We start from the raw sequence: 21,333 nt of genomic DNA, 5'->3' as shown, positions 1-21,333 counted from the left end.
TCACGTTGCTCGACGAGTCCGAAACTTGACGGATACCGATGGTGCGGGGGAGTTGGAGGAGTCGGGGGAGTCGGGGGAGTGCGGTCAGGCGCCCGCGCGGGCCGGCTGCTCGGGGCCGGTACGGACCAGGGGGAGGGCCACCGCGGCGAGGAGCGCGGTCGCTCCGGCGGCCACGAAAGAGGCGGACGGCGAGGAGTTGTAGATCGGCAGCCAGCACAGCGGGGCGATGGCCGATCCGCTGTAGCGGAAGGCCGAGACCGCCGAGAGGGAGCCGCTGCGGTTGCCGGGGACCGCCCGGACGGTGAGGTTCTGGAGCGCCACGGTGACCATGGACGCGCTCACGCCGGCCCCCAGCCAGGCGAGCGCCAGGGTGACGCCGGAGCCGGTGATGCCGCACAGCGTGACGAAGACCGCGCTGACCACGGCCGCGACGGTCCCGCAGAGCTTCGCGCCGTAGCGGTCGGTGAGCGAGCCCCACGAGGCGCCGAGGAGCAGGCCGGCGAGGCCGAAGCCGAGGACGACCACACCGGTGACGCCCGAGCCCAGGCCCAAGTGCTCCTCGGCGTAGACCGAGACCAGGAACGGCAGCGCCGAGGCGCCCATGTAGGAGGCGAAGGCCGCGGCCGACAGCCAGGCCATCCGCCGGCTGATCAGCGGTCGCCACGGCGGCGCCGACGCGCCGGGCCGGGGCTCGCCGGGGGGCGGGAAGAGGGCGAGCACGGCCGCGGCGACGGCGACGACGACGAAGCCCAGCCGCCAGGACGAGCCGGCCGCCAGGCCGCCGACCAGCGGCGCGAAGGACTGGCCGGCGGCGAGGCAGCTGGCGTAGATCCCGACCGAACGGCTCAGCCGCTCCTTGGGGACGATGTCCGCCAGCCCCGCCAGCAGCAGCGGGGAGGTGAAGGCGTTCGCCACGCCCAGCACCGCCCGCATGACCAGCAGGACGGAGAGGTTCGGTGCCAGGGCGCAGGCCACCGACCCCACCGCGTAGACCAGGTACGCGGTGCGTACGGTCCGCTTGCGGCCCCAGCGCTCGCCCAGTGTCCCTGAGACCAGTTGGGCGGCGGCGAAGGCCACGAAGTAGGTGGTGAGCGAGGTGGCCACCTCGCTCGTCGACGCGTGCAGCGAGAGGCCGATCTGCAACATCATCGGCGAGACGACGCCGCCGCCGAGCGGACCGAGGACGCCGCCGGCGTAGGCCATGGTCACGCGGAGCCGGTCGCCGCCCGGCGTGCTTGAGGGGATCTCTGCGGGCTCCGCCGTCCGGGGTGGCCTGGTGCCCGTGTACCCGCCCGCGATCGACTCGTCTGCCATCGGACAGTTCCTTCAGGTCGAGGGTCTCCACTGCGAATAATGAGACTAGCACCTCACCCAATGGACAGTCCTGAAAGCTGATCAGCTGACGGCGTTCCTTGACTTCGCGTCATGTTGCCACGAGATCGGGCCATTTGACGCGCCGAGGGGAGGCGCTTCGCCCGCCTTTGTCACGGCGGCGCCCGGATTTCTTCTCTTGCCGTGCAAGAATCGATTCCCGTACGGTGGACAGCACTCCGCCGCTGGCGTCGGGGGGCAAGTCCCCGGGCACGACCGCAGGCTCTGATGGGAGTAGTTGTGGCACCCTCCACCTCGATCGTCGAATCACCCTCGGAAGACCAGGCGTTGAGCGACGCGTTCGGGCTCAGCGGCAAGGTGGTGCTCGTCACCGGCGCGAGCAGCGGCATCGGACGCGCGGCCGCGGTCGCGTTCTCGCGGGCCGGGGCGCACGTCGTCGTCGCGGGCCGCCGCGCCGACCAGTTGGAGGAGACCCGCCTCCTGCTGCCGCACCCGGACGTCGCCCTCGCCGTCCGCACCGACGTCGCGCGGGAGGACGAGGTCGCCGATCTGGTCGAGCAGACCGTCGGCCGCTTCGGCGGCCTCGACGCGGCGTTCAACAACGCCGGCACCTTCGGCCGGTTCGGTCCGCTGCACGAGGACGACGAGGAGAACTTCGACCTCGTCGTCGGCACCAATCTGCACGGCCTGTGGAGCTGCATGAAGCACCAGGTGGCCCGGATGCTGGCGTCGGGCGGCGGCTCCATCGTCAACTGCGCCTCGGTGGCAGGGCACCTGGGCCACGCCAAGAGCCCGCTGTACTCGGCGACCAAGCACGCGGTGATCGGCCTGAGCAAGTCCGCCGCGCTGCAGTACGCCGCTTCCGGGGTCCGGGTCAACGTGGTGAGCCCGGGGTCCACCGACACCGAACTCCTGCGCTCCCTCTACGCGGACGCCGGCGCGCTCGCCACCCGCAGCAGCCGGGCCCCCCTCAAGCGGCTCGGAGCGCCCGAAGAGGTGGCCAACGCCGCCCTCTGGCTGGCCAGTCCGCTGAGCAGCTACGTCACCGGCCAGACCGTACTGGTCGACGGCGGCGTCACCGCCGGCCACTCCTGATCTTCCACCACCACAGTCCACGCCCTTGCACAAGGAGAAGAACGACCATGACCTCGACTCTGTACGACAAGGTCTTCGACCTGCATGTGGTGCGTGAACTGGGTGAGGACCAGTACCAGCTGTTCATCGGCCTGCACCTGATCCACGAGGCCACCAGCCCGCAGGCGTTCTCGATGCTGGCCGAGCGCGGGATGAAGGTGGCCTACCCGGAGCGGAACGTGGCCACCGTCGACCACGTCATCCCCACCGACGACGTCGCCCGCCCCTTCGCCGACCCCCTGAGCGAGGCGATGATCAGCGCGCTGGAGGCGAACACCTCCTCCGCCGGGCTGCGCTTCCTGTCGCCCGAGCGCCGGGAGAACGGCATCGTGCACGTCGTCGGCCCCGAACGCGGTCTGACGCAGCCCGGGTTGACGATCGTGTGCGGCGACTCGCACACCGCCACGCACGGTGCCTTCGGCGCCCTGGCCTTCGGTATCGGCACCTCGCAGGTGCGCGACGTGCTCGGCACCCAGACCGTGGTCACCAAGCGGCTCAAGGTGCGGCGCATCGAGATCACCGGCGCGCTGGCCCCCGGCATCACCGCCAAGGACGTCATCCTCCACGTCATCCACCACCTCGGCTCCAAGGCCGGCGTCGGCTACGCGTACGAGTTCGGCGGCCCGGTGGTCGACGCCATGTCCATGGACGAGCGCATGACCGTGTGCAACATGGTGGTGGAGGGCGGCGCGCTCGTCGGCTACTGCAACCCCGACGAGACGACCTTCGCCTACCTCGACGGCCGGCCCAGCGCGCCGCAGGGCGAGGACTGGGACCGCGCCGTCGCCTGGTGGCGCTCGCTGCGGTCGGACGACGACGCCGTGTACGACGACAAGGTCGTCTTCGACGGCGCCGCCATCGGCCACATGATCACCTGGGGCGTCAACCTCGCGCAGTCGGTCCCGGTCGACGGTCTGGTGCCGGAGCGGGCCTCCGGCGACGAGGAGGCGGCCCTGGCGGACGCCCGCGCGTTCATGGGGGTCGAACCGGGCCAACCGGTCGCCGGCATCCGCATCGACGTGGCCTTCCTCGGCTCCTGCACGAACGGGCGGCTGTCGGACTTCGAGGCGGTGGCCGAGGAGTTGGTGCGCAGCGGCGCCAAGGTGGCCGAGGGGGTACGGGCCCTGGCAGTCCCCGGCTCCCACGAGGTGCGGGCCCAGATGGTGGAGCGAGGGCTGGACGTGGTGTTCGAACGGGCCGGCTTCGAGTTCCGGCAGCCGGGCTGCTCCATGTGCATCGCGATGAACCAGGACCGGCTCGCGGACGGGGAGACGGCGGCCTCGTCCTCCAACCGGAACTTCAAGGGGCGGCAGGGGGCGGCGACCGGCCGGACCCTGATCATGTCGCCGCTGGCGGTCGCCGCGGCAGCGGTGCGCGGCGCGGTCGCCGACCCGCGCGAGGTGTTCGGCCTCGCCGACGCGTCTCGACTGGTCCCGGCCGGTCCCGACTCAGCTCGACCGGCCTGACCGGTCTGACCGGTCTGACCGAATCCGGCCGACCGGCCGCCGGAGCGATTCAACCGGCCGGCCGGGGCGTTCAACCGGCCGGCCAGAGAATGCGACCGGGCCCGACCGGCCCGACCGGCCCGCACGGCCTGCGTGACCCCCGCACGGCTTGCACGGCTCGCGTGACCCGCACAGCCCGCACAGCCTGCACGGCTCGCATGACCCCCACGGCCTGCGTGACCTGCACAGCTCGCACGGCCCGCGTGACCCCCGCACAGCTCGCACGGCTCGCGTAGCCCGACCGGCCTGCGTGAGCCGCACGGCCTGCGTGAGCCGCACGGCCTGCACAGCTCGCACAGCTCGCGCAGCCCGACCGGCCTGCGTGACCCGTACGGCTTGCACGGCTCGCGTGACCCGCACAGCCCGCACAGCCCGCACGGCTCGTGTGACCTGCACGGCTCGCGTGACTCGCACGGCTTGCCCGGCCTGCGTGACTCGCACGGCGTGCACGGCCCGCGTGACCCGCACAGCCCGCACGGCCTGCGTGACCTGCACAGCTCGCGTAGCCCGACCGGCCCGCGTGACCCGCACAGCTCGCACGGCCCGCACAGCCCGACCGGCCCGCGGGACCCGCACGGCCCCGCCGGGCCGACGCATCGGGCTCCCGCGCCGCGTGACCGCCCGCCACACCGAAAATCCGAGAAAGGCACTCCATGGCGATCCCCGTTCAACCCCTGGTCTCCGTGCGCGGCACAGCCATCGCGCTGCACGGCGACGACATCGACACCGACCGGATCATCCCCGCCAGGTACCTGAAGTCGCTCACCTTTGACGCGCTCGGCGACCACGTCTTCGAGGGCGACCGCCGCATCGCCACCGCGGCGGGCCGGGCGCACCCGTTCGACGCGCCCGAGCACGCCACCGCGTCCGTCCTGCTGACCGCGGAGAACTTCGGCTGCGGCTCCTCGCGCGAGCACGCCCCGAAGGCGCTCCACCGCTGGGGCATCCGGGCGATCGCCGGAGTGAGCTTCGGCGAGATCTTCAGCGGCAACTCGGCGACCATCGGCCTGCCGTGCGTGCTGCTGACGCCCGTCGACGCCGCCGCGGCGCGGGCCGCGGTGGACGCGGACCCGGCCCTCGAAGTCGTCGTCGACCTGGAGCGGAGCGAGTTGCGGGCGGGCTCCCTGCGCTGGCCGGTGACCATCAACGAGTCGCAGCGCCGGCGCTTCGTGGCCGGGAACTGGGACACCCTGACCACCCTGTCAGAAGCCGGCGCAGCCATCTCCGAGGTTGCCCAGCGCCTTCCGTACCTGCACAACTGGCATGTCGCGGCCTGAGCGCACAGCGGCCGGGCCGACGAGGGCGGCCGCGGCGGCGGGCACGCTCGTCATGCCCGCCTGCCACGGCTACCCCGGCCTCGCCGACCTGGTGCGGCGCTCCCACCCCGAGGCCGGCCTGCGGATCGAGGTGCACCCGGGCGCGCCCGGGTCACCCGCGGCGTGGGCGGACCGTATCCGCGGCGCCGACAGCGTCCTGCACTTCTTCGACTCGGGCGCACTGGACACCGAGGCGCTGGTGGCCGAGCGGCCCCGCCGGGTCGTGATCGCCGGGCCGGCCGCCGGCGTGGTGGACACGGCGGCGATGCGCGCGGCCGGCGTCGAGGTCTACGACACGCCGGGCCTGGCGGCCGATACGGTCGCCGAGTTCACGCTCACCGTGATGCTCGCGCTGGCCCACCGCCTGCCGTCGGCGGTCGGTGCGCCGGGCGACTGGCGCTCCGTGGCCGGCCGGGATCTGGCCGGGCGCACTCTCGGCATCGTCGGCTGGGGCCGGATCGGCGCCCGGCTGGCCTGGCTGGCCCAGGCCATCGGCATGGACGTGGCGGCGTGGTCGCCGTCGCTGGGGGAGGAGGCCGCGCGCGCCGCCGGCGTCCGGCGCCGCGAACTCGACACGCTGCTGGCCGAGTCGGAGGTCGTCAGCCTGCACCTGCGGGCGGTACCCGAGACCCGCGGCATTCTCGACGCGCGCAGGCTGGCGCTGCTGCGGCCCGATGTTCTGCTGGTGAACACCGCCCGCGCCGCCCTGCTGGACATGGCCGAGCTGCGCCGCCGGCTGCGGGCGGACCTGCTGGGCGGTGCGGCCCTGGACGTCCTGGACGTGGAGCCGCTGCCGGCACGGGACCCGTTGGCCGCGCACCCGCGGGTGCTGGTCACGCCGCACATGGCCTGGATGACCGACGACGCGGTCGGGCGTTTCCTGGCCGCGGCCGCGGCGTTCGGCATGGACAACGACAACCGGTCGGTCCGGCGCGTCACATGAAGGGGCCGGGCCGCCGCACCACCACGGGGAGGGACGATGACCACCACGCCGCGGGTTCCGGAGATATTCGTCGGCGACGACCACGTGCTCGGTGACGTACTCGCGCAGGTGGCGGAGCACTTCGAGCGGGCGGGGGTACGGGTCGTTCGAGGGCCCGCGGAGCCCGCGCCGGCCAGGACCGACTACCCGCCGCACCAGTGGCCGCGCTACTTCGCCCGGGCGGCCGTGGCCGTGATCAGCTCGCGGACGCTGATCGGACCGGAGCTGATGGGCTGGGCGGAGAACCTGCGGGGCGTGGTCTTCGCCTCCAGCAGCACCGCGTCCTGCGACCTGAACGCGGCCACCGCCCACGGCGTCCTGGTCGCCAACGGGGCCACCCCGCAGAACATGGAGAGCATGGCCGAGTCCACGGTCATGCTGATGTCCGCCCTCATGCTCGAACTCCCCGCCAAACAAGCCCAGTTGGCGCGCTCTTTGGCCAGGCCCGCACCCTACGAGCAGACCGGCCGGATGCTGGCCGGCTCCACGGTCGGCCTGCTGGGCTACGGGCGGATCGCCCGCGAGGTGGTCGCCCGGCTGCGCGGCTGGCGGGTCGGCCGGATACTGGTCGCCACCCGGCGCCCCGAGCACTACGCGGGCACCGAGGACGCCGCGGACGTCGAGTTCACCGACGTCGACACCCTGCTGGGCCGGAGCGACGTGGTCAGCCTCCACCTGCCGCTGACCGCCACCACCCGCGGCCTGATCGGCGCCGACGAGCTCGCCCGGATGAAGCCCGGCGCGGTCCTGCTCAACACCGCGCGCGGCGGGCTGGTCGACGAGGCGGCGCTCGCCCGCGCCCTCACCTCCGGCCGGCTGCGCGGCGCGGCGATCGACACCTTCGCGGTGGAACCGGTGCCCGCGGACCACCCGCTGCGCCGGCTCGACAACGTCATCCTCACCGAGCACATCGTGGGGCACACCCGAGAGCTCTTCGACTCGCTGGCCCCCACCGCGATCCGCAACGTCACCGCCCTGCTCGACGGGCGGCCGCCGCAGTACCTGGCCAACCCGGGCGTCCTGCGGAGACCTTCGCGCATCGGGCAGCCCTCGCACGCCTGACCGCCTGACCGCCGGACCGCGGGACCGCCGGACCGGCGGATCAGCGGATCGGTCGAGCGCACGCAATCGCATCGCACCAGACTCACCAGTCAGGAGAGCACACATGCGGATGGCAGAGCAGCAGTCCTTCGACGTGGAGACCGACGTCGTCGTCATCGGTTACGGCTACGCGGGAGCCGCCACCGCCATCACCGCCCACGACGCCGGGGCCGAGGTGGTGATCCTGGAGAAGATGGCCCAGCCCGGCGGCAACTCCCGTGTCAGCGGCGGCAACTGCGTGATCCCCCGGGACAGCGACGAGGCCGTGCGGGGCTTCACCGACTACCTCGACCGGCTCTGCTTCGGGACGACCCCGCGCCCGGTGCTCGAAGCGCTGGTCACCGAGGCGCGCTCGCTGGTCAAATGGGTCGCCGACCTCGGCGGCGACCTGCACATCCCCGAGCAGCTCATCGTCTCCGGCACCTACCCGCGCACCATCAAGGGCCCCGGCTTCCCCAAGGTGCCCGGCGGCAGCGGGAACTTCGACAAGTACTGCATCCGCGGCGACGCCGACGTCCCACCGTCCCTGCGGCTGTGGAACCTGCTGTCCCGCAACGTGGCCGAGCGGTCGGTCCAGGTCCGGCTGGGCACCGCGGCGCGCGACCTGCTCACCGACGCGTCGGGCGGGGTGGTCGGCGTCGTGGCGACGGCCGGCGGCCGGCAGATCACGATCGGGGCCCGCAAGGGCGTCGTGCTGACCTGCGGCGGCTTCGAGAACGACCCGGAACTGAAATGGGACTACGCGCCGCCCAAGCCGCTGAAGTTCGCCGGGAACCCCGGCAACACCGGGGACGGTATACGTATGGCGCAACGCGTCGGCGCCGACCTGTGGCACATGACCCGCACCTCCACCATCGTCGGTTTTCAGGCACCGGAGTTCGAGGCGGCGTTCGGCATCTTCTTCCCGTCCGACGGATTTATCTACACCGACCGGGCCGGGAACCGCTACGTCGACGAGACCGGAATCGAGCTGCACGAGTTCTACCGGGTGTTCTCCCACTTCGACGCCGAGAACGTGGAGTTCCCGCGGATACCGAGCTGGGCGATTTTCAACGAGCAGACCCGGCTGGCCGGGCCGCTCACCTGGAACACGAGCGGCTACAACCGCGACCTGTACCGCTGGAGCCCTGACAACGCGGCGGAGGTCGAGCGCGGCTGGATCGTCGAGGCCGGCTCGGTGGAGGAGTTGGCCGAACGGCTCGACATGGACGCGTCCGTGGTCACCGCCACTCTCACCCGCTACAACGCGGCCTGTGCCGACGGGCAGGACACCGAGTTCGGCCGCTCGGCGGCCACCCTGAAACCGCTGGCGCCCCCGTTCTACGCGATCCCGCTGCACCCGGTGGTCCTCAACACCCAGGGCGGCGCCAGGCGGGACGAGCAGGGGCGGGTCATCGGCACCGACGGGAACCCGATTCCGCGGCTGTTCTCGGCCGGAGAATTCGGCTCGGTGTGGGGATACCTTTACCAGGGGGCGAGCAACATCACCGAATGCCTGGTTTTCGGCCGCATCGCCGGCGCCAATGCGGCGTCCACGGTGAACGTCTGAAGGCCGCCGCGAGCGCTCGGTTGCGGGCACGTTAAAACCGCAACAACGCCTGACGGTTTCCCTTTTCGTTCGCACGGATATGCGACATGATTGAAGCCGGAGAAATGAGATCCATTTCTCCGGCTTCATCATCCGAGGGAAGTAGAATGAATCTTCATACATCCTCTCCCGCGCTGCCGAAACTCCATGGCGGCGGCGACTTCTTCGCCCGCACGCAAAGCGCGCTCAGCTGGCAGCGAGCGCTGTGCCTCAACCCCGGGCAGGTGGCGGACGACGTACTCCAGGACCTGCTCGACCAGGCCAGGAGCACCGCTTTCGGCCGCCAGCACCACCTGGGCTCCGTCGCCACCTCCGCGCAGTGGAAGCGGGCCCTGCCGATCCGCAACTACGAGGGCTTCCGCCCCTACGTGGAACGCCAGTTGGCGGGCGAGCCGCAGGTCCTCACCCGCAGCGCGCCCTACGCCTTCCTCAAGACGTCCGGCTCCTCCGGGCTGCCCAAGTACGTTCCCAGCACCCGGCACTGGCGCGACCACTACCGCGGCCGCGGCCTCTATGCCCAGTGGGGGCTCTACTTCGAGAAGGTCGGCCGGCCGCGCCCGTTCAGCTCCGGCCTGCTCGACCTGTCCTGGGAGCGCGCTCCCGTCGCCGTCGAGCACCAGGGCTTCCCCGTCTACAGCATCTCCCGCCGGCCCGGCGCGGTCGGAGCCGAGGACTGGGTGCCGCCGTGGTACGACACCCCCTGGTTCACCGGTGACGACGACGAGGAGTACGGCGACAGCCTCTACCGCAAGCTGCGGCTGCTGGTGGGCGGCGACGTCCGGCTGCTGGTCACCCTCAACCCCTCCAAGATCGTCGGCCTGGCCGAGCAACTCGCCGCGCGCGGAACGGAACTCGTCCGGGACGTGCACGAGGGCACCGTGGCCGGACGCCCCTTCCAGGGCGCGTCCGCCGATCCCGAACTCGCCCGGCGCATCCAGCTGATGCTCGACCGCGGCGACGCGGGCCTGCGCCTCACCGACCTGTGGCCCAACCTCTCCCTGGTGGTGTGCTGGAACTCCGCCTCCGCCGGCCTGTACCGGGACTGGCTGGAGAACGTCACGCCCGGCATCCCGAAGCTGCCCTTCAGCACGACGGGCACCGAGGGCATCGTCACCCTCCCCGTCGACGACCACCCGTCGGCCGGCCCGCTCGCCGTCGACCAGGGGTGGTACGAGTTCGCCCCGTACGAGGACGGCGACGACGGCGGCCCGCTCGCGTCCGACGCCGAGACCCTGGACTTCCACGAGGTGGAGGTCGGCCGCTCCTACCGCCTGGTGATGAGCCAGGCCAACGGCCTCTACCGGTACGACATCGGGGACGTCTACAAGGTCGTCGGCAAGGTGGGCGCCGTGCCCCGGCTGGAGTTCTCCGGCCGGGCCGGCTTCGCCAGCTCGTTCACCGGCGAGAAGCTCACCGAGACCCACATCCACGACGCCCTGCGGCTGGCCTTCGCCCCCGCCTGGGGCGCGCTGCCCCTGTTCACCTGCATCCCCTCGTGGGGGACCCCGCCCGGATACGTCATCGCCGTGGAGTGGCCCGAGGGCCTGGGCGCCGTCGCCGAGGCCGAGCTCGCCGTCGGCGCCGAACGCGCGCTGCAACGGCTCAACTCCGAGTACGCGGAGAAGCGCCGTACCGACCGGCTCACCCCGCTGCGGGTCCTGCCGCTCGTCGCCGGAAGCTTCGGCCTGATCGCCGAGGAGCAGCGCCGGCGCGGAGCCGCGGCCATGCAGATCAAGCACCACTGGATACAGCGCAACGACGCGCTGCTGGACATCGTCACCGAGATGGGCCTGACCGTCCGCCGGTGACCACCGCGCCGGGCCACCGGCCGCGGCACCCCAGCCCTTCTGCCATGAGAGGTCATCGCCTCGCCATGCCCATGGACCATGACGCAACGTTACCGGTCGCTCGCAGCACCGAGGAGTTCCCCGCTGCGGACGGCACCCCGCTCAGCCTCCACCGGTGGCTCCCGACCGACCGAGCCCCCGAAGCGGCCCTCTTCTACATCCACGGCCTGCAGAGCCACGCCGGCTGGCTCTTCGAGACCGGCGCCGAACTCGCCGGACGGGGGATCGCGGTCTACGCGCCGGACCGCCGCGGCTCCGGTGCCAGCGGCGGCCTGCGCGGCCACCTCCCCTCCGCCGCGAGCGTGCTGGACGACTACGCGGCGCTGTTCGACGTGGTCCGCGACCGCACGCCCGGGCTGCCGCTGACCGTCGTCGGCCAGAGCTTCGGCGGTAGCCTGCTGGCCGCGCTGCTGTCCACCACGCGCATCACCCCCGACGCCGCCGTGTTCTGCGCGCCTGCCCTCGGCCAGCAGCATGCCCGGCTCGGCAGGGACGGCATGGCGGAGCAGCTGAAGCTGGAGGGGACCTGCCGCACCCCGGTCGCCCTGTCCGACACCGACTACACCGACGACCCGCGCTACCTGGCGGTCATGGCCAACGACCATCTGATGCTCCGTCAGGTCAGCGACCGGTTCCGCTCGGTCATGGCCGAGCTCGAACTCGCCTACACCGCGGCCGGACCCTGGTGCCCGTTCGCGGTACGCGGCCCGGTGTACTTCGCCAGGCCCGAACGGGACGCGATCATCGACCTGGACGTGGCGCGCCGCGAACTCGCCCGCCTCCAGCCGGAGGCGGTCGAGGTGCACTTCGCCGCGGACACCCACTACCTGGAGTTCTCGGCGGTGCGCCGGCAACTGTGGGACTGGCTGGCCGACACGGCGGTGCTCCACACCGTCTGCCGGGAGAGGACCCAGGCGTGATATCCGACCTGGACGTCCGCATCGCACAGGTCCCGCTGCACCGCCCCTTCGCCCACGCCACCCACTCCCACAGCCGCACCCGGTCCGTCCTGCTCCACCTGCGCTGGGACGGTGTCCAGGGCTGGGGCGAGGGCGCACCACGGCCCTACGTCACCGGCGAGACGCTGGTCAGCGCGCACACCGCGCTGACCGGTCTGGACACCGCGGTGCTGGACGTGCTGCTGTCCGGCCTCGACTTCGGCCCCGCCGTAGCGGTACTGGCCGACCTGGACCTGCCACGGCTGCTGGGCGGCCTGCGACGGGCACCGGCCGCGGCCGCCGCACTGGAGACCGCCCTGCTCGACGCGCTGTGCCGCCGGCACGGACTGCCCATGGAGGCCGTCATCGACGCCTGCCCCGGCGTCGACGGCGCCCTGGCCGAACGCCGGGTGCCCCCGCGGCCGGTCAGCCAGGTGGTGGACCTCAGCCGCTCACCCGCCGAGCAGTTCGGCGCCCTCGGCGCCTCGGCGCGCTCCCACCTCGCCCACGTCAAGCTCAAGGCGCTGGGCGACCCGGAGGAGACCGCCCGGCGGGCGGTCGAGGTGCGCAGGACCCTCGGCGACGAGGTGGGCCTGTCGGTCGACGCGAACGGCGCGTGGGACCCGCAGGACGCGCTCAAGGGCGCCGGCCTGCTGCGTGACCAGGCCCGGCCGGACTGGCTGGAGGAGCCCACCACCCCGCGGGACTGGGCGACGATGCGCCGTATCCAGGAACTCGGCGTCCCGGTCATGCTCGACGAGTCGGCCGTGGACCCGGTGGACGTCGACCTGGCCGCCGCCGCCGGCGCCGCGTCCCTGGTGAACGTGCGCGTCTCCAAATGCGGCGGGCTGCTGCCCGCGCTGCGCACCGCGGCGCGGGCGGCCGACCACGGCATGCGGGTCCAACTCGGCGTCCAGGTGGGCGAGGTGGGGCCGCTGTGGTCGGTCGGCCGGACCCTCGCCGCCCGGCTGTACGACCCGGTGACCGTCGAGGCCGGGCGCCAGGACGAGTGGTTCCCCACCCCGCTGACCGAGCCCGCCTTCGCCATCGACCGCGACCGGGGGCTGGCCCCGCCGGTGGCCGGCCACGGCCACGGCCTCGCCCCGTCCGCGGCCCTCACGCCGTACCTGCGCACCTCTCCGGAGAGGACGGAAGACCTGTGACCGCGACCCCGCGAACCGCCCTGGTCGTCGGAGCCGCGGGCGGCATCTGCGCGGAACTCTCCCGCGCCCTCGCCCGCCGCGGCGACCGGCTGGTGCTCCTCGACAGCGACGGCGCGGCCCTGAAGGAGCTGGCCGGCGAGGTCGCCGAGCTCACGGAGGTCCGCACCCTGCACGTGGACATCACCGACGTGCGCAGCACCGAGGAACAGCTCGCCACCCTCAGCGCCGGCTGGGCGCCGCAGATCCTGGTCAACGGCGTGGGCGGCGACACCCGGGTGGCTCCGGTCACCGACCTCGACGAGGCGTTCCTGACCGAGTCGCTGGCCCGCAACGTCGTCCCGGTGCTCACCGCGATCCGGCTGTGTGTCCCCGCGATGCGGCGGGCCGGCTACGGCCGCGTCGTCAACTTCAGCTCCGCCGGCGGGCGTACGTACAGCCACTTCAGCAACGCCGCGTACGTGGCCGCGAAGGCGGCCGTCGTCGGGCTGACCAAGCAGGTCGCCTACGAACTCGCGCCGTTCCGGGTGACGGTGAACGCCGTCGCGCACGGCCCGATCGCCACCGAGCGGATCGCGACGGCGTGGGAGCGGCGCCCCGCGGCCGAGCGCGAGCAGGTCCTGTCCAAGATCCCGGTGGGGAGGCTCGGCACCGTCGCCGAGGCGGTGGGCAGCGTGCTCTACCTCTGCTCCGAGGAGGCCGGGTACACCACCGGCACCGTCATCGACGTCAACGGCGGACTGCTCATCTGACCGGCTCCCCTCACCAGGGGGGCGACACACCGTGGAAGGAGAGCACCGATGGGAACCTTTGTCGTGGAGCGCACCTACGTGGGGGACCGCGGCGCCCGGGCCGGCTGGGTCCCGCAGCACCGCGCGTACCTGGAGGAACTGATCGAGCGCGGCGTCCTGCTGGCGGCGGGACCGGTGGCCGGTGTCAACGGCGGCCTGCTGGTCTACCGCGCCGCCGACCGGTCCGACCTGGACGACGTCCTGGCGGCCGACCCCTTCACCCAGGCCGGCCTGGTCGCCTCGGTGCGGGTGCTGGACTGGAACCCGACGACCGGCATCTGGGCCGCGAAGGGGGTGCACTGATGGAGATCGTGCGCGTGCGCACCGAGCGGGGCGCCTCCTACGGGCGGGTGGACCGTGCCTCCGGGACCGTCCACCTGCTGAAGGGGGAGACCTTCGTGGAGATCGTGCGCGATCTCCACGAAGGGGTGGCGGCCGAGTCGGGCCAACTGGTCCTGTTCGAGGAGGAACTGCTGCTCGCCCCGGCCGAGCCGGGGAAGATCATCGTCATCGGCCGGAACTACGGCGGCCGCGCCGAGGAGGCCGGCCGCCTCGTGGTCCACCTCAAGCCGCCGACCGCCGTGATCGGGCCCAACGACCCGGTCGTCCTGCCGCGGATCTCCCGCGACACCCGCTTCGAGGGCGAACTCGCCGTCGTCATCGGGCGGGTCTGCCGGGACATCGCCCCTGAGCAGGCCGACGGGGCCGTCTTCGGTTACACCTGCGCCAACGACGTCACGGCGTGGGACGTGGGGAGCGACGGCGGCCAGTGGACCACGGCCAAGGGCTTCGACAGCTTCTGCCCGCTCGGCCCGTCGATCACCACGGACCTCGACCCGCTCCACGCGGAGATCACCACCCGGGTCAACGGCGAAGTCCGGCAGTCGGGTTCGACCGCCGGCCTGGTGCGAAGCGTCCACCAGCTGGTCGCGGGCCTCAGCGCCCTGATGACGCTGCTGCCGGGGGACGTTCTGCTCACCGGCACCCCGGAGGGCAGCGCGGCCCTCCACGACGGCGACGTGGTGGAGGTGGGGATCGCCGGAGTCGGAGTGCTCCGCAACCCCGTCTCGGGGTAGGCCGCGCACGGCCGGCGAGCGGCCGCCCCGGGGGGAACCGGTGCCCGGGACCGGGCCACCCGGACCACCCGGGGCGTCCGCACCGGCCACCGGACCTGGCACGACCGCGAAGGCACCCGGTAAAGTGCCTGATAGCGTCCGAGGACTGACAGGCGACGGACGGTCCTCGTGGAGAGCAGATTGACGCAGCGAAGCACAGAGTCAGGGATCGTCATGGTGGACCGTGTCATCGCGGTCCTCGACGCCCTGGCCGGCGGCGGCTCCTCGCCTGCCGAACTCGCCCAGGAGACGGGCATAGCGCGTTCCACGATCTACCGCATCGCCGCCGCCCTCCAGTCGCACGACGTGGTCCAGCGGACCAGCGCCGGGGAGTACCTGCTCGGCACCCGCGTCCTGTCCTGGGGCACCGCGGCCGTCGCCGCCCTGCCGTGGCTGACCACGGTCCGCGACGTGCTGGGCACCCTCCACAAGGAGACCGGCGAGAGCGTGCAGTTCTACGTGCGCGAGGGCCGCGAGCGCCTCTGCGTCGCAGCCGTCGACCGCCCCACCGGGCTGCGGGAGACCGTCGCCGTCGGCGAGCGCCTCGCGCTGAACGCCGGGTCCGGGGCGAAGATCCTGCTCGCCTGGTCCGACGACTGGCAGCAGTTCGGCGACATCGACAAAGCGGAACTCGACCGTATCCGCCTGGAAGGCACCGCCTACAGCATCGCCGAACGCGAAGTCGGCGTCGCCAGTGTCAGCGCGGCCGTGATGACCGGCCCCAAACGGATACTCGGCGCCCTGTCGGTGAGCGGCCCCATGCAGCGGATCGTGCCCAACATCGAGCGGCTGCGCCTCCAGGCCGCCCGCGCCGCCCGCTGCCTCACCGCCTCCTGGGAGGACGGCGACTTCCCGCCGGGGGACCCGCTCGCACCCGGGACCGAGACCGAGGACGCGCGCGACGAAACCGCCTGACCGCCGGTCAGCGCACCCGCGACCGGGCCCCGCGCGCCGGCCGGCCCCCGGTCCCGTTCACACCCACCCGGCCACCACCGCGAAGCGGTACCTCTTGTAGAGGCAGTCCACCTGGCTGAATCCCGCTTCCGCCAGCCAGCTCAGGTGCGTGGAGACGGGCGCGGGAAGGTCGTAGGCCATCCGCTGCACGGCCTCGTCGATCTCCCGCGGGCTCGCGCCGAGCGCGACCACCTCGCGGTGCCAGGTCTCCTCGTACAGCGCGTCCAGGGCGGGGGTGCCGCCGGCCACCTGCTCCGCGTTGACGAACACGCCGCCCGGCCTCATCACCTCGCGCACCCGCCGGTAGAGGTCGCGCTGGTCGGGGTGTGGAAGGTGGTGGATGGCCAGGGCGGAGATCACGATGTCGTACGGCCCCTGCGGCAGCGGCGCCCGCAGATCCTGCTCGTAGATCGTCCGTTCCACCGCGTAGAGGTCGAGCATCTGGTCGGCGACGGCCAGCATGGCGGCCGAGGAGTCGACCAGGTCGACGGAGGCGTTCGGCAGCGGGAGGGCCAGCTCCCCGCTGAACAGGCCGGTACCGGCGCCGAGGTCGAGGACCCGCGGCGCGGGGCCGTGCCCGCGCACGGCCACGTCGATCGCCAGGCCGTAGAAGTCGTTGAGGTGGGGGACCAGCCGCGAGCGGGCCTCGTCATAGCGCTTGGCGCCGTCGCCGAAAAGGCGCGAGACCTCCCCCTCCACGGTGCCCCCGAAGTCGTAGTCAACCGGACCGCTGCTCACTATAAAGTGCGAACCGGATTCCCCGTCACCGGACGTGGCCAAAACCCGGGCCCCCGGCCCTCGCGGGGGCGAGGCTCGCTGGAGAGATGACGGGGCGTCAATTATATTGACCAGGGGGCACTTCGCGGCCGGCCTGAGGCCGCCCCCAGGGCTGGGCCCGGAGCTGCGCCCGGCCTGCCGGACACTGCTCCGGCCGAGCACGCTTCCCCATCGGGTGAGGACGTTGCGAAGGAGCCTACGTGACGCGGGTTGAACCGTTCGGCATCGGTTTGGTGGGGGCGGGACCGAGGGGCCTGATCGCTCTGCAACGGCTGTGCTCGGGCCTCGCCGCGTCCGCGTCCGACCGGCCGGTCCACCTCCATGTGATCGACCCGTACGATCCGGGCGCGGGGCGGGTGTGGCGCGGCGACCAGAGCAGGTCGCTGCTGATGAACAGCCCCTGCGCCCGCGTGACGGTGTTCGGCGAACCGCCCCTGCCGGGCGAGCGTGCCGCACGGCCCAGCGTGGGACCGACGCTGTGGGACTGGGCCCGCGCCGTGGCCGACGGCGGCGTCCCCGCCGACCCCCAGGCGGCGGCGGAGGCCCGTTCGCTGACCCCCGCGGCCTGCACCACCCGCGCCTTCCACGGCAGTTACCTCCGCTGGGCCTTCGACCACGTACGGCGCAGCGCACCCGCACGGGTGCAGATCTTCGACCACCGCGCCACCGCCCGCGCGCTGGACGACGCCCCGAACGGCTGCCAGGCGGTCCGGATCGCCGCGGCCGACGGCCGGGAGCTGACGCTGACCGTGGACGCGGTCGTCCTCGCCCAGGGCCACGTCGACATGCTCCCCGACGCCGGCGAGGACTGGTTCGCCGGCTGGGCCCGGGCCCGGGGCCTGGTCCACGTACCCGCGTCGAATCCGGCCGACGTGAACCTTGACGGCATCGCCGCCGGCGAGCCGGTCCTGATCCGCGGCCTCGGCCTCAACTTCTTCGACTACGTGGCGATGCTGACCACGGGACGCGGCGGCCGCTACGAGCGCGCGGCGAACGGACGGCTGCGCTACCTGGCCTCCGGGCGCGAGCCCGTGCTGTTCGCGGGGTCGGGCCGCGGCGTCCCGCAGCCCTCCCTGCCGGCCTCCGAGCCGCCCTCCGCGCCGGACGTCGACCTCGCCGCCCGGCTGCGGGAGAGCGCGGGCAGCGGCCCGATCGACTTCCGCCGCCACATCTGGCCGCTGGCCCTGCACGAGATCGGACGGCTGCGCAACGCCCCGGCGGCGCCCGTGCCGGTCGACGACACCTCCGCCTCCCAGCGCGACGTCGACGCGCTGGTCCGGCCGGCCTCGGGGCTGACCTTCCGCAGCCCCGGCGAATACCGCGAGTGGGCCGCCCGGTTGATGCGTACGGACCTGCGGCCCGAGGGCGCGCGCCCCGAAGCGGTCGGCCGCGCGCTGAGCTCGGTGCGGCGGCAGGTCCGCGACCTCGCGCGCGAGGGCCGCATCAGCGGCAGGTCCTTCCGCGACCACGTCCTGGGGACCTTCGCCTCCCTGGACAACGTGGGCGCGGAGGGACCGCAGAGCGCCCGGCTGGAGGAGCTGTCGGCCCTGATGGACAGCGCTGCCGTCTGCCTGGTCGGCCCGCACATGCTGATCGAGGCCGACGAGGACGCCGGGCGGTTCGCCGCGTACTCACCGGCGGTGAGCGGCAGCCGGGTCGTCGCGCGCTGCCTGATCGAGGCCCACCTGCCGGCGCCCGACATCCGCCGCACCAGCGACCCGCTGCTGCGCCATCTCGCCGCTACCGGCCAGATCCGCCAGCGCTCCCTCCCGGACGGCCGGGGGGACTACGCCACCGGAGCGCTCGACGTCGACACCGCGACGGTGGCGGTCGTCCGTGCCGACGGGACGCCCCACCCGCGGCGCTTCGGCTACGGCCCGCCGACCGAACTCGTGCCCTGGGTCACCTCCCTCGACGTGTCGGGCATTGCCGGGGAGGCGTTCCGGGACGCCGATCGCATCGCAGCGGGGTGCCTGCGCCTCATGGACACGGCCGACCGCTCCCTCGACCCGGTGGCCTGCTCGGCGCGCCACTCCGTTCCGCATTCACCGTGACCAAGGAATCGAACGGCTCGCCGACTCGAAGAGCCGACCGGCCGGCAAAGGCGAGACGGCGCCGATCGGGGCCATCCAGCGGTGGCACGCGCTGTGTTGGATCTCGGATAGAGTCAGGGCCGGGCCTGCGGTGGTGCGTTGAAGGAAATACCAGCGCTCCTCGCGTCCGAACACAGCGGATTCAGTGGAGCCGGCGGAGTCATATGGACCTGGGAATTGACGGCAAAGTCTTCCTGATCACCGGTGGGACCAAGGGACTCGGCCTCGCCGCCGCCCATGCCCTCGTCGGTGAGGGCGCTCGGGTGGTGGTCTCCTCACGCAACCAGGCCGCGGTCGACGAGGCCGCGGCGGCGTTGGGCGGCCCGGAGAACGTGCTGGGCCTGGCCGCTGACAACGCGGACGCCCTGGCGGCGGAGCAGATGGTGGCCTCCGCCCTGCGCCACTTCGGCCGGTTGGACGGCGTGCTGATCAGCGTGGGCGGTCCGCCCACCGGCCCGATCACCACGATCACCGATGAGCAGTGGCGGGATTCCTTCGAGTCGGTATTCCTCGGTGCGTTGCGCCTCGCCCGTGCCGCCGCACCCGTACTCCCGTCCGACGGATCGATCGGATTCGTGCTGTCGTTGTCCGTGAAATCCCCCTGGCCGAACATAAGCGTCTCCAACGGCTTGCGCCCGGGGCTCGCTATGGCCGCCAAAACACTCGCCGACGAGCTGGGTCCACGCGGCATCAGGGTCAACGGCTTCGTTGTCGGCTCGATCGCCACCGACCGGCTCAAAAGCCTGGAGTCGGCCAACGACGATCCGGCGCGGGCCCGCGCCGAACGGACCGCCGAAATCCCGTTGCGACGCTACGGCACACCTGAGGAGTTCGGCCGCCTGGCCGCGGTCATCCTGTCGCCGGCGGCGTCCTACGTCACCGGCACCATGATCCACATCGATGGCGGCGCCCTGCGCACCCTGTGACCTACGCCCGTCGGAAGGGGTTTGGGGTGCCGGGCCCCGCGAGTTCCCCGGCGCCTGTCACGGCTTCACGGCTGCCGGAGTCAAGCGCGCGGGAGCCGCCCCAAAAGGGACGGGCGGCTCAGCGTGCCGCGATGAGCCCGTCGACGAACGGCTGGACGTGGCCCAGCAGTTCGTCCTGGTGGGGTGGGGTGAAGATCTCGAAGTGGCCGCAGTTCAGGTCCCGGACGGTGAGGCGGGTGGCGAGCGAGCGCCAGCGGGCGATCTGCGCCTCGCGGTCGGGGCTCGCGCAGGCGAGCAGGAGCGTGGGGGTGTCGCTGGGCTGTCGGACGCGATGGGCTCGTGCGGCGGTGAGATGGGCGGCGGCGGTGGAGCGCAGCAGCGCCGGCTCGAAGCCCGAGGACAGTCCGCTGACGGAGTGTTCGATGCTGTCGAGTGGGTGGGAGCGCAGCAGCGCGTTGTCCGGTTCCAGTTCGGGGTGGCTGTCGATCATGACGACGGCGGGCGGCGGCGTATCCCCGGCGTTCCCCGCGGCAGCGGCCTGGGCGGCCAGCTCCCAGGCGAGGATGCCGCCCAGCGACCAGCCGGCGAGCAGGGCGGGTGGTCGGGGCAGCCGGTCGAGGAGTTCCCGGTAGGCGGCCGCCATCCGTGGGACGCTCCGCTCGGGGCGCTCGCCGGGCAGCAGGCCCGCGGCGCGGATGCCGTGGACCGTGCCGTGCCGGGCCAGTCGCCGGGCCAGGCGGAGGTACTGGCCGAGCCCGCCGCCGGCGGGGTGGATCAGCACGGTGTCCAGCGGGCCGCTGCGCCGGCCCAGGGTCATGAGCAGCCCGGGTTCTTCGCTCATCGGCCGGCCCGCTGGGTGACGGCGATGCACACCAGCACCGCGACCGCCGCGACGGCCGCGATCACCGGCGGGCGCTCGCCCAGCATCGGAACCGACCAGATCAGGGTGAGCAGCGGCTGGGAGAGCAGGATCTGGCTGGCCCGGGTGATGCCGATGGCCGCGATCCCGCGGTACCAGACCAGCGGGCCGAGGAACTGCGCCCCGGCGCCCAGCCAGATCAGGCCGATCAGCGAGCGCGCGGTGGGGTGCGGATGGTCGACGAGCAGGGCGGCCACCGAGCCGGCGGCCGTGAGCGGCAGGCAGATCACCAGGGCCCACGCGATCACCTGCCAGCCCGGCATGGCCCGGGCCAGCAGCCCGCCCTCGGTGTACGCCGCCGCGGCGACCAGCAGTGACGCGAACAGGTACAGGTCCGCCGCCGAGAACGTCCCGCCGCCCTGCTGGAACGCGAACCCGACGACCACCGCCGCCCCGGTCAGTGCGGCGGCCCAGAACACCGGCGGCGGCCTGACCCCGGTCCGCGCGGTGCCGTAGACGGCCGTGGTCAGCGGCAGGAGCCCGGCGATCACCGCGGCGTGGGTGGAGGTGGTGGTCTGTAGCGCCAGCGTGGTCAGCAGCGGGTATCCGACGATCAACCCGCCCGCCACGGTGGCCAGTCCGGCCCAGTGCGCGCGCCGGGGGAGGGGGACGCGCCGGGCCAGCAGGCAGCCGCCCGCGATCAGCGCGGCCAGCACGGCGCGCACGGTGGTCACCGTCCAGGGGCCCATGCCCTCCAGGGCCCAGGCGGTGGTCGGGAAGGTCAGCGAGAAGACCACCACCCCCGCCACGGCCGACACGCTCCCCGGCACTCTCGCTCGATCGGCGCCCTCCGGCACGTCCGCCGGTGCGGCGGCTCGCCGGGTGGTCGCGCCGGGCTCCACGTTCATGGCGGGG

19 protein-coding genes are annotated in these 21,333 nt (G+C 72.9%); 15 read left to right on the top strand and 4 right to left on the bottom strand.

Translation table 11 applies throughout. The features are described 5' to 3' along the window. Positions 1 to 84: 84 nt before the first annotated feature. Complete coding sequence (locus AB0399_RS08985) at positions 85 to 1,314, bottom strand: MFS transporter (protein WP_329363065.1); 1,230 nt, start codon at positions 1,312 to 1,314, stop codon at positions 85 to 87. A gap of 297 nt (positions 1,315 to 1,611) precedes the next feature. Here AB0399_RS08985 and AB0399_RS08980 point away from each other — a divergent pair, with 297 nt between their 5' ends. The 13 genes from AB0399_RS08980 to AB0399_RS08920 all read left to right on the top strand — a co-directional run bounded on the left by AB0399_RS08980 (position 1,612) and on the right by AB0399_RS08920 (position 15,724). Then, on the top strand, positions 1,612 to 2,427 hold the full coding sequence (locus AB0399_RS08980; protein WP_366410775.1) for a glucose 1-dehydrogenase: 816 nt from the start codon (positions 1,612 to 1,614) through the stop codon (positions 2,425 to 2,427). Positions 2,428 to 2,474: 47 nt separating this feature from the next. Then, positions 2,475 to 3,932 carry a 3-isopropylmalate dehydratase large subunit gene (locus tag AB0399_RS08975; protein ID WP_366410774.1) on the top strand — a complete coding sequence of 486 codons (1,458 nt, stop codon included), beginning with the start codon at positions 2,475 to 2,477 and terminating at the stop codon, positions 3,930 to 3,932. Between the two features lie 692 nt (positions 3,933 to 4,624). Next, positions 4,625 to 5,248 (top strand): 3-isopropylmalate dehydratase small subunit, encoded by a 624-nt coding sequence (locus tag AB0399_RS08970; RefSeq protein ID WP_366410773.1) that lies wholly within the window; start codon positions 4,625 to 4,627, stop codon positions 5,246 to 5,248. Further along, on the top strand, positions 5,235 to 6,230 hold the full coding sequence (locus AB0399_RS08965; RefSeq protein WP_366410772.1) for an NAD(P)-dependent oxidoreductase: 996 nt from the start codon (positions 5,235 to 5,237) through the stop codon (positions 6,228 to 6,230). The genes AB0399_RS08970 and AB0399_RS08965 overlap by 14 nt, the downstream gene beginning before the upstream one ends. 36 nt (positions 6,231 to 6,266) lie before the next feature. Continuing rightward, positions 6,267 to 7,331, top strand: coding sequence for a 2-hydroxyacid dehydrogenase (locus AB0399_RS08960; RefSeq protein ID WP_366410771.1), 1,065 nt, complete (start codon positions 6,267 to 6,269; stop codon positions 7,329 to 7,331). A 103-nt stretch (positions 7,332 to 7,434) separates the two neighbouring features. After that, the gene (locus tag AB0399_RS08955; protein WP_366410770.1) at positions 7,435 to 8,919 is read left to right on the top strand and encodes an FAD-dependent oxidoreductase; all 1,485 of its coding nucleotides are present in this window, start codon (positions 7,435 to 7,437) and stop codon (positions 8,917 to 8,919) included. A gap of 146 nt (positions 8,920 to 9,065) precedes the next feature. Continuing rightward, the gene (locus AB0399_RS08950; protein ID WP_329363052.1) at positions 9,066 to 10,766 is read left to right on the top strand and encodes a GH3 auxin-responsive promoter family protein; all 1,701 of its coding nucleotides are present in this window, start codon (positions 9,066 to 9,068) and stop codon (positions 10,764 to 10,766) included. Between the two features lie 71 nt (positions 10,767 to 10,837). Next, positions 10,838 to 11,725, top strand: a complete 888-nt coding sequence (locus AB0399_RS08945) for an alpha/beta fold hydrolase (RefSeq protein ID WP_366410769.1) — start codon at positions 10,838 to 10,840, stop codon at positions 11,723 to 11,725. Then, on the top strand, positions 11,722 to 12,906 hold the full coding sequence (locus AB0399_RS08940) for an enolase C-terminal domain-like protein (RefSeq protein WP_366410768.1): 1,185 nt from the start codon (positions 11,722 to 11,724) through the stop codon (positions 12,904 to 12,906). The genes AB0399_RS08945 and AB0399_RS08940 overlap by 4 nt, the downstream gene beginning before the upstream one ends. Further along, positions 12,903 to 13,655, top strand: a complete 753-nt coding sequence (locus tag AB0399_RS08935) for an SDR family oxidoreductase (RefSeq protein ID WP_366410767.1) — start codon at positions 12,903 to 12,905, stop codon at positions 13,653 to 13,655. Before AB0399_RS08940 ends, AB0399_RS08935 begins: the two co-directional genes overlap by 4 nt. Before the next feature lie 48 nt (positions 13,656 to 13,703). Then, a complete protein-coding gene (locus AB0399_RS08930) occupies positions 13,704 to 13,997 on the top strand; it encodes a YciI family protein (protein ID WP_329363044.1) in 294 nt (97 codons plus the stop codon). Further along, a complete protein-coding gene (locus AB0399_RS08925; RefSeq protein WP_366410766.1) occupies positions 13,997 to 14,770 on the top strand; it encodes a fumarylacetoacetate hydrolase family protein in 774 nt (257 codons plus the stop codon). The genes AB0399_RS08930 and AB0399_RS08925 overlap by 1 nt, the downstream gene beginning before the upstream one ends. Before the next feature lie 213 nt (positions 14,771 to 14,983). Beyond that, the gene (locus AB0399_RS08920; protein WP_329363040.1) at positions 14,984 to 15,724 is read left to right on the top strand and encodes an IclR family transcriptional regulator; all 741 of its coding nucleotides are present in this window, start codon (positions 14,984 to 14,986) and stop codon (positions 15,722 to 15,724) included. 57 nt (positions 15,725 to 15,781) lie between these two features. Here the strand turns inward: AB0399_RS08920 and AB0399_RS08915 are convergent, their stop codons facing one another. Continuing rightward, entirely contained in the window at positions 15,782 to 16,501 is a 720-nt protein-coding gene (locus AB0399_RS08915; RefSeq protein WP_366410765.1) for a methyltransferase domain-containing protein, read from the bottom strand. A 239-nt stretch (positions 16,502 to 16,740) separates the two neighbouring features. Here AB0399_RS08915 and AB0399_RS08910 point away from each other — a divergent pair, with 239 nt between their 5' ends. Both AB0399_RS08910 and AB0399_RS08905 read left to right on the top strand, forming a co-directional pair. After that, a complete protein-coding gene (locus AB0399_RS08910) occupies positions 16,741 to 18,594 on the top strand; it encodes an FAD/NAD(P)-binding protein (RefSeq protein ID WP_366410764.1) in 1,854 nt (617 codons plus the stop codon). Between the two features lie 203 nt (positions 18,595 to 18,797). Continuing rightward, complete coding sequence (locus tag AB0399_RS08905; RefSeq protein ID WP_366410763.1) at positions 18,798 to 19,559, top strand: SDR family oxidoreductase; 762 nt, start codon at positions 18,798 to 18,800, stop codon at positions 19,557 to 19,559. 118 nt (positions 19,560 to 19,677) lie between these two features. On the opposite strand, the gene AB0399_RS08900 is transcribed toward AB0399_RS08905, so the two are convergent. Next, a complete protein-coding gene (locus AB0399_RS08900) occupies positions 19,678 to 20,400 on the bottom strand; it encodes an alpha/beta fold hydrolase (RefSeq protein WP_366410762.1) in 723 nt (240 codons plus the stop codon). Further along, on the bottom strand, positions 20,397 to 21,326 hold the full coding sequence (locus AB0399_RS08895) for a DMT family transporter (RefSeq protein ID WP_366410761.1): 930 nt from the start codon (positions 21,324 to 21,326) through the stop codon (positions 20,397 to 20,399). The genes AB0399_RS08900 and AB0399_RS08895 overlap by 4 nt, the downstream gene beginning before the upstream one ends. Positions 21,327 to 21,333: the final 7 nt, after the last annotated feature.

The organism is Streptomyces sp. NPDC088194 (assembly GCF_040702025.1).
GTDB lineage: Bacteria > Actinomycetota > Actinomycetes > Streptomycetales > Streptomycetaceae > Actinacidiphila.
The sequence above is the reverse complement of the archived record's forward strand: the minus strand, read 5'-3'. Positions and strand labels throughout refer to the sequence as shown.

Excerpts from the sequence above, each read along its gene's own strand:
- AB0399_RS08985 (WP_329363065.1), bottom strand. The coding sequence starts at position 1,314 with ATGGCAGACGAGTCGATCGCGGGCGGGTACACGGGCACCAGGCCACCC.
- AB0399_RS08975 (WP_366410774.1), top strand. The coding sequence starts at position 2,475 with ATGACCTCGACTCTGTACGACAAGGTCTTCGACCTGCATGTGGTGCGT.
- AB0399_RS08970 (WP_366410773.1), top strand. The coding sequence starts at position 4,625 with ATGGCGATCCCCGTTCAACCCCTGGTCTCCGTGCGCGGCACAGCCATC.
- AB0399_RS08965 (WP_366410772.1), top strand. The coding sequence starts at position 5,235 with ATGTCGCGGCCTGAGCGCACAGCGGCCGGGCCGACGAGGGCGGCCGCG.
- AB0399_RS08960 (WP_366410771.1), top strand. The coding sequence starts at position 6,267 with ATGACCACCACGCCGCGGGTTCCGGAGATATTCGTCGGCGACGACCAC.
- AB0399_RS08955 (WP_366410770.1), top strand. The coding sequence starts at position 7,435 with ATGCGGATGGCAGAGCAGCAGTCCTTCGACGTGGAGACCGACGTCGTC.
- AB0399_RS08950 (WP_329363052.1), top strand. The coding sequence starts at position 9,066 with ATGAATCTTCATACATCCTCTCCCGCGCTGCCGAAACTCCATGGCGGC.
- AB0399_RS08945 (WP_366410769.1), top strand. The coding sequence starts at position 10,838 with ATGGACCATGACGCAACGTTACCGGTCGCTCGCAGCACCGAGGAGTTC.
- AB0399_RS08930 (WP_329363044.1), top strand. The coding sequence starts at position 13,704 with ATGGGAACCTTTGTCGTGGAGCGCACCTACGTGGGGGACCGCGGCGCC.
- AB0399_RS08925 (WP_366410766.1), top strand. The coding sequence starts at position 13,997 with ATGGAGATCGTGCGCGTGCGCACCGAGCGGGGCGCCTCCTACGGGCGG.
- AB0399_RS08920 (WP_329363040.1), top strand. The coding sequence starts at position 14,984 with ATGGTGGACCGTGTCATCGCGGTCCTCGACGCCCTGGCCGGCGGCGGC.
- AB0399_RS08905 (WP_366410763.1), top strand. The coding sequence starts at position 18,798 with ATGGACCTGGGAATTGACGGCAAAGTCTTCCTGATCACCGGTGGGACC.
- AB0399_RS08900 (WP_366410762.1), bottom strand. The coding sequence starts at position 20,400 with ATGAGCGAAGAACCCGGGCTGCTCATGACCCTGGGCCGGCGCAGCGGC.
- AB0399_RS08895 (WP_366410761.1), bottom strand. The coding sequence starts at position 21,326 with ATGAACGTGGAGCCCGGCGCGACCACCCGGCGAGCCGCCGCACCGGCG.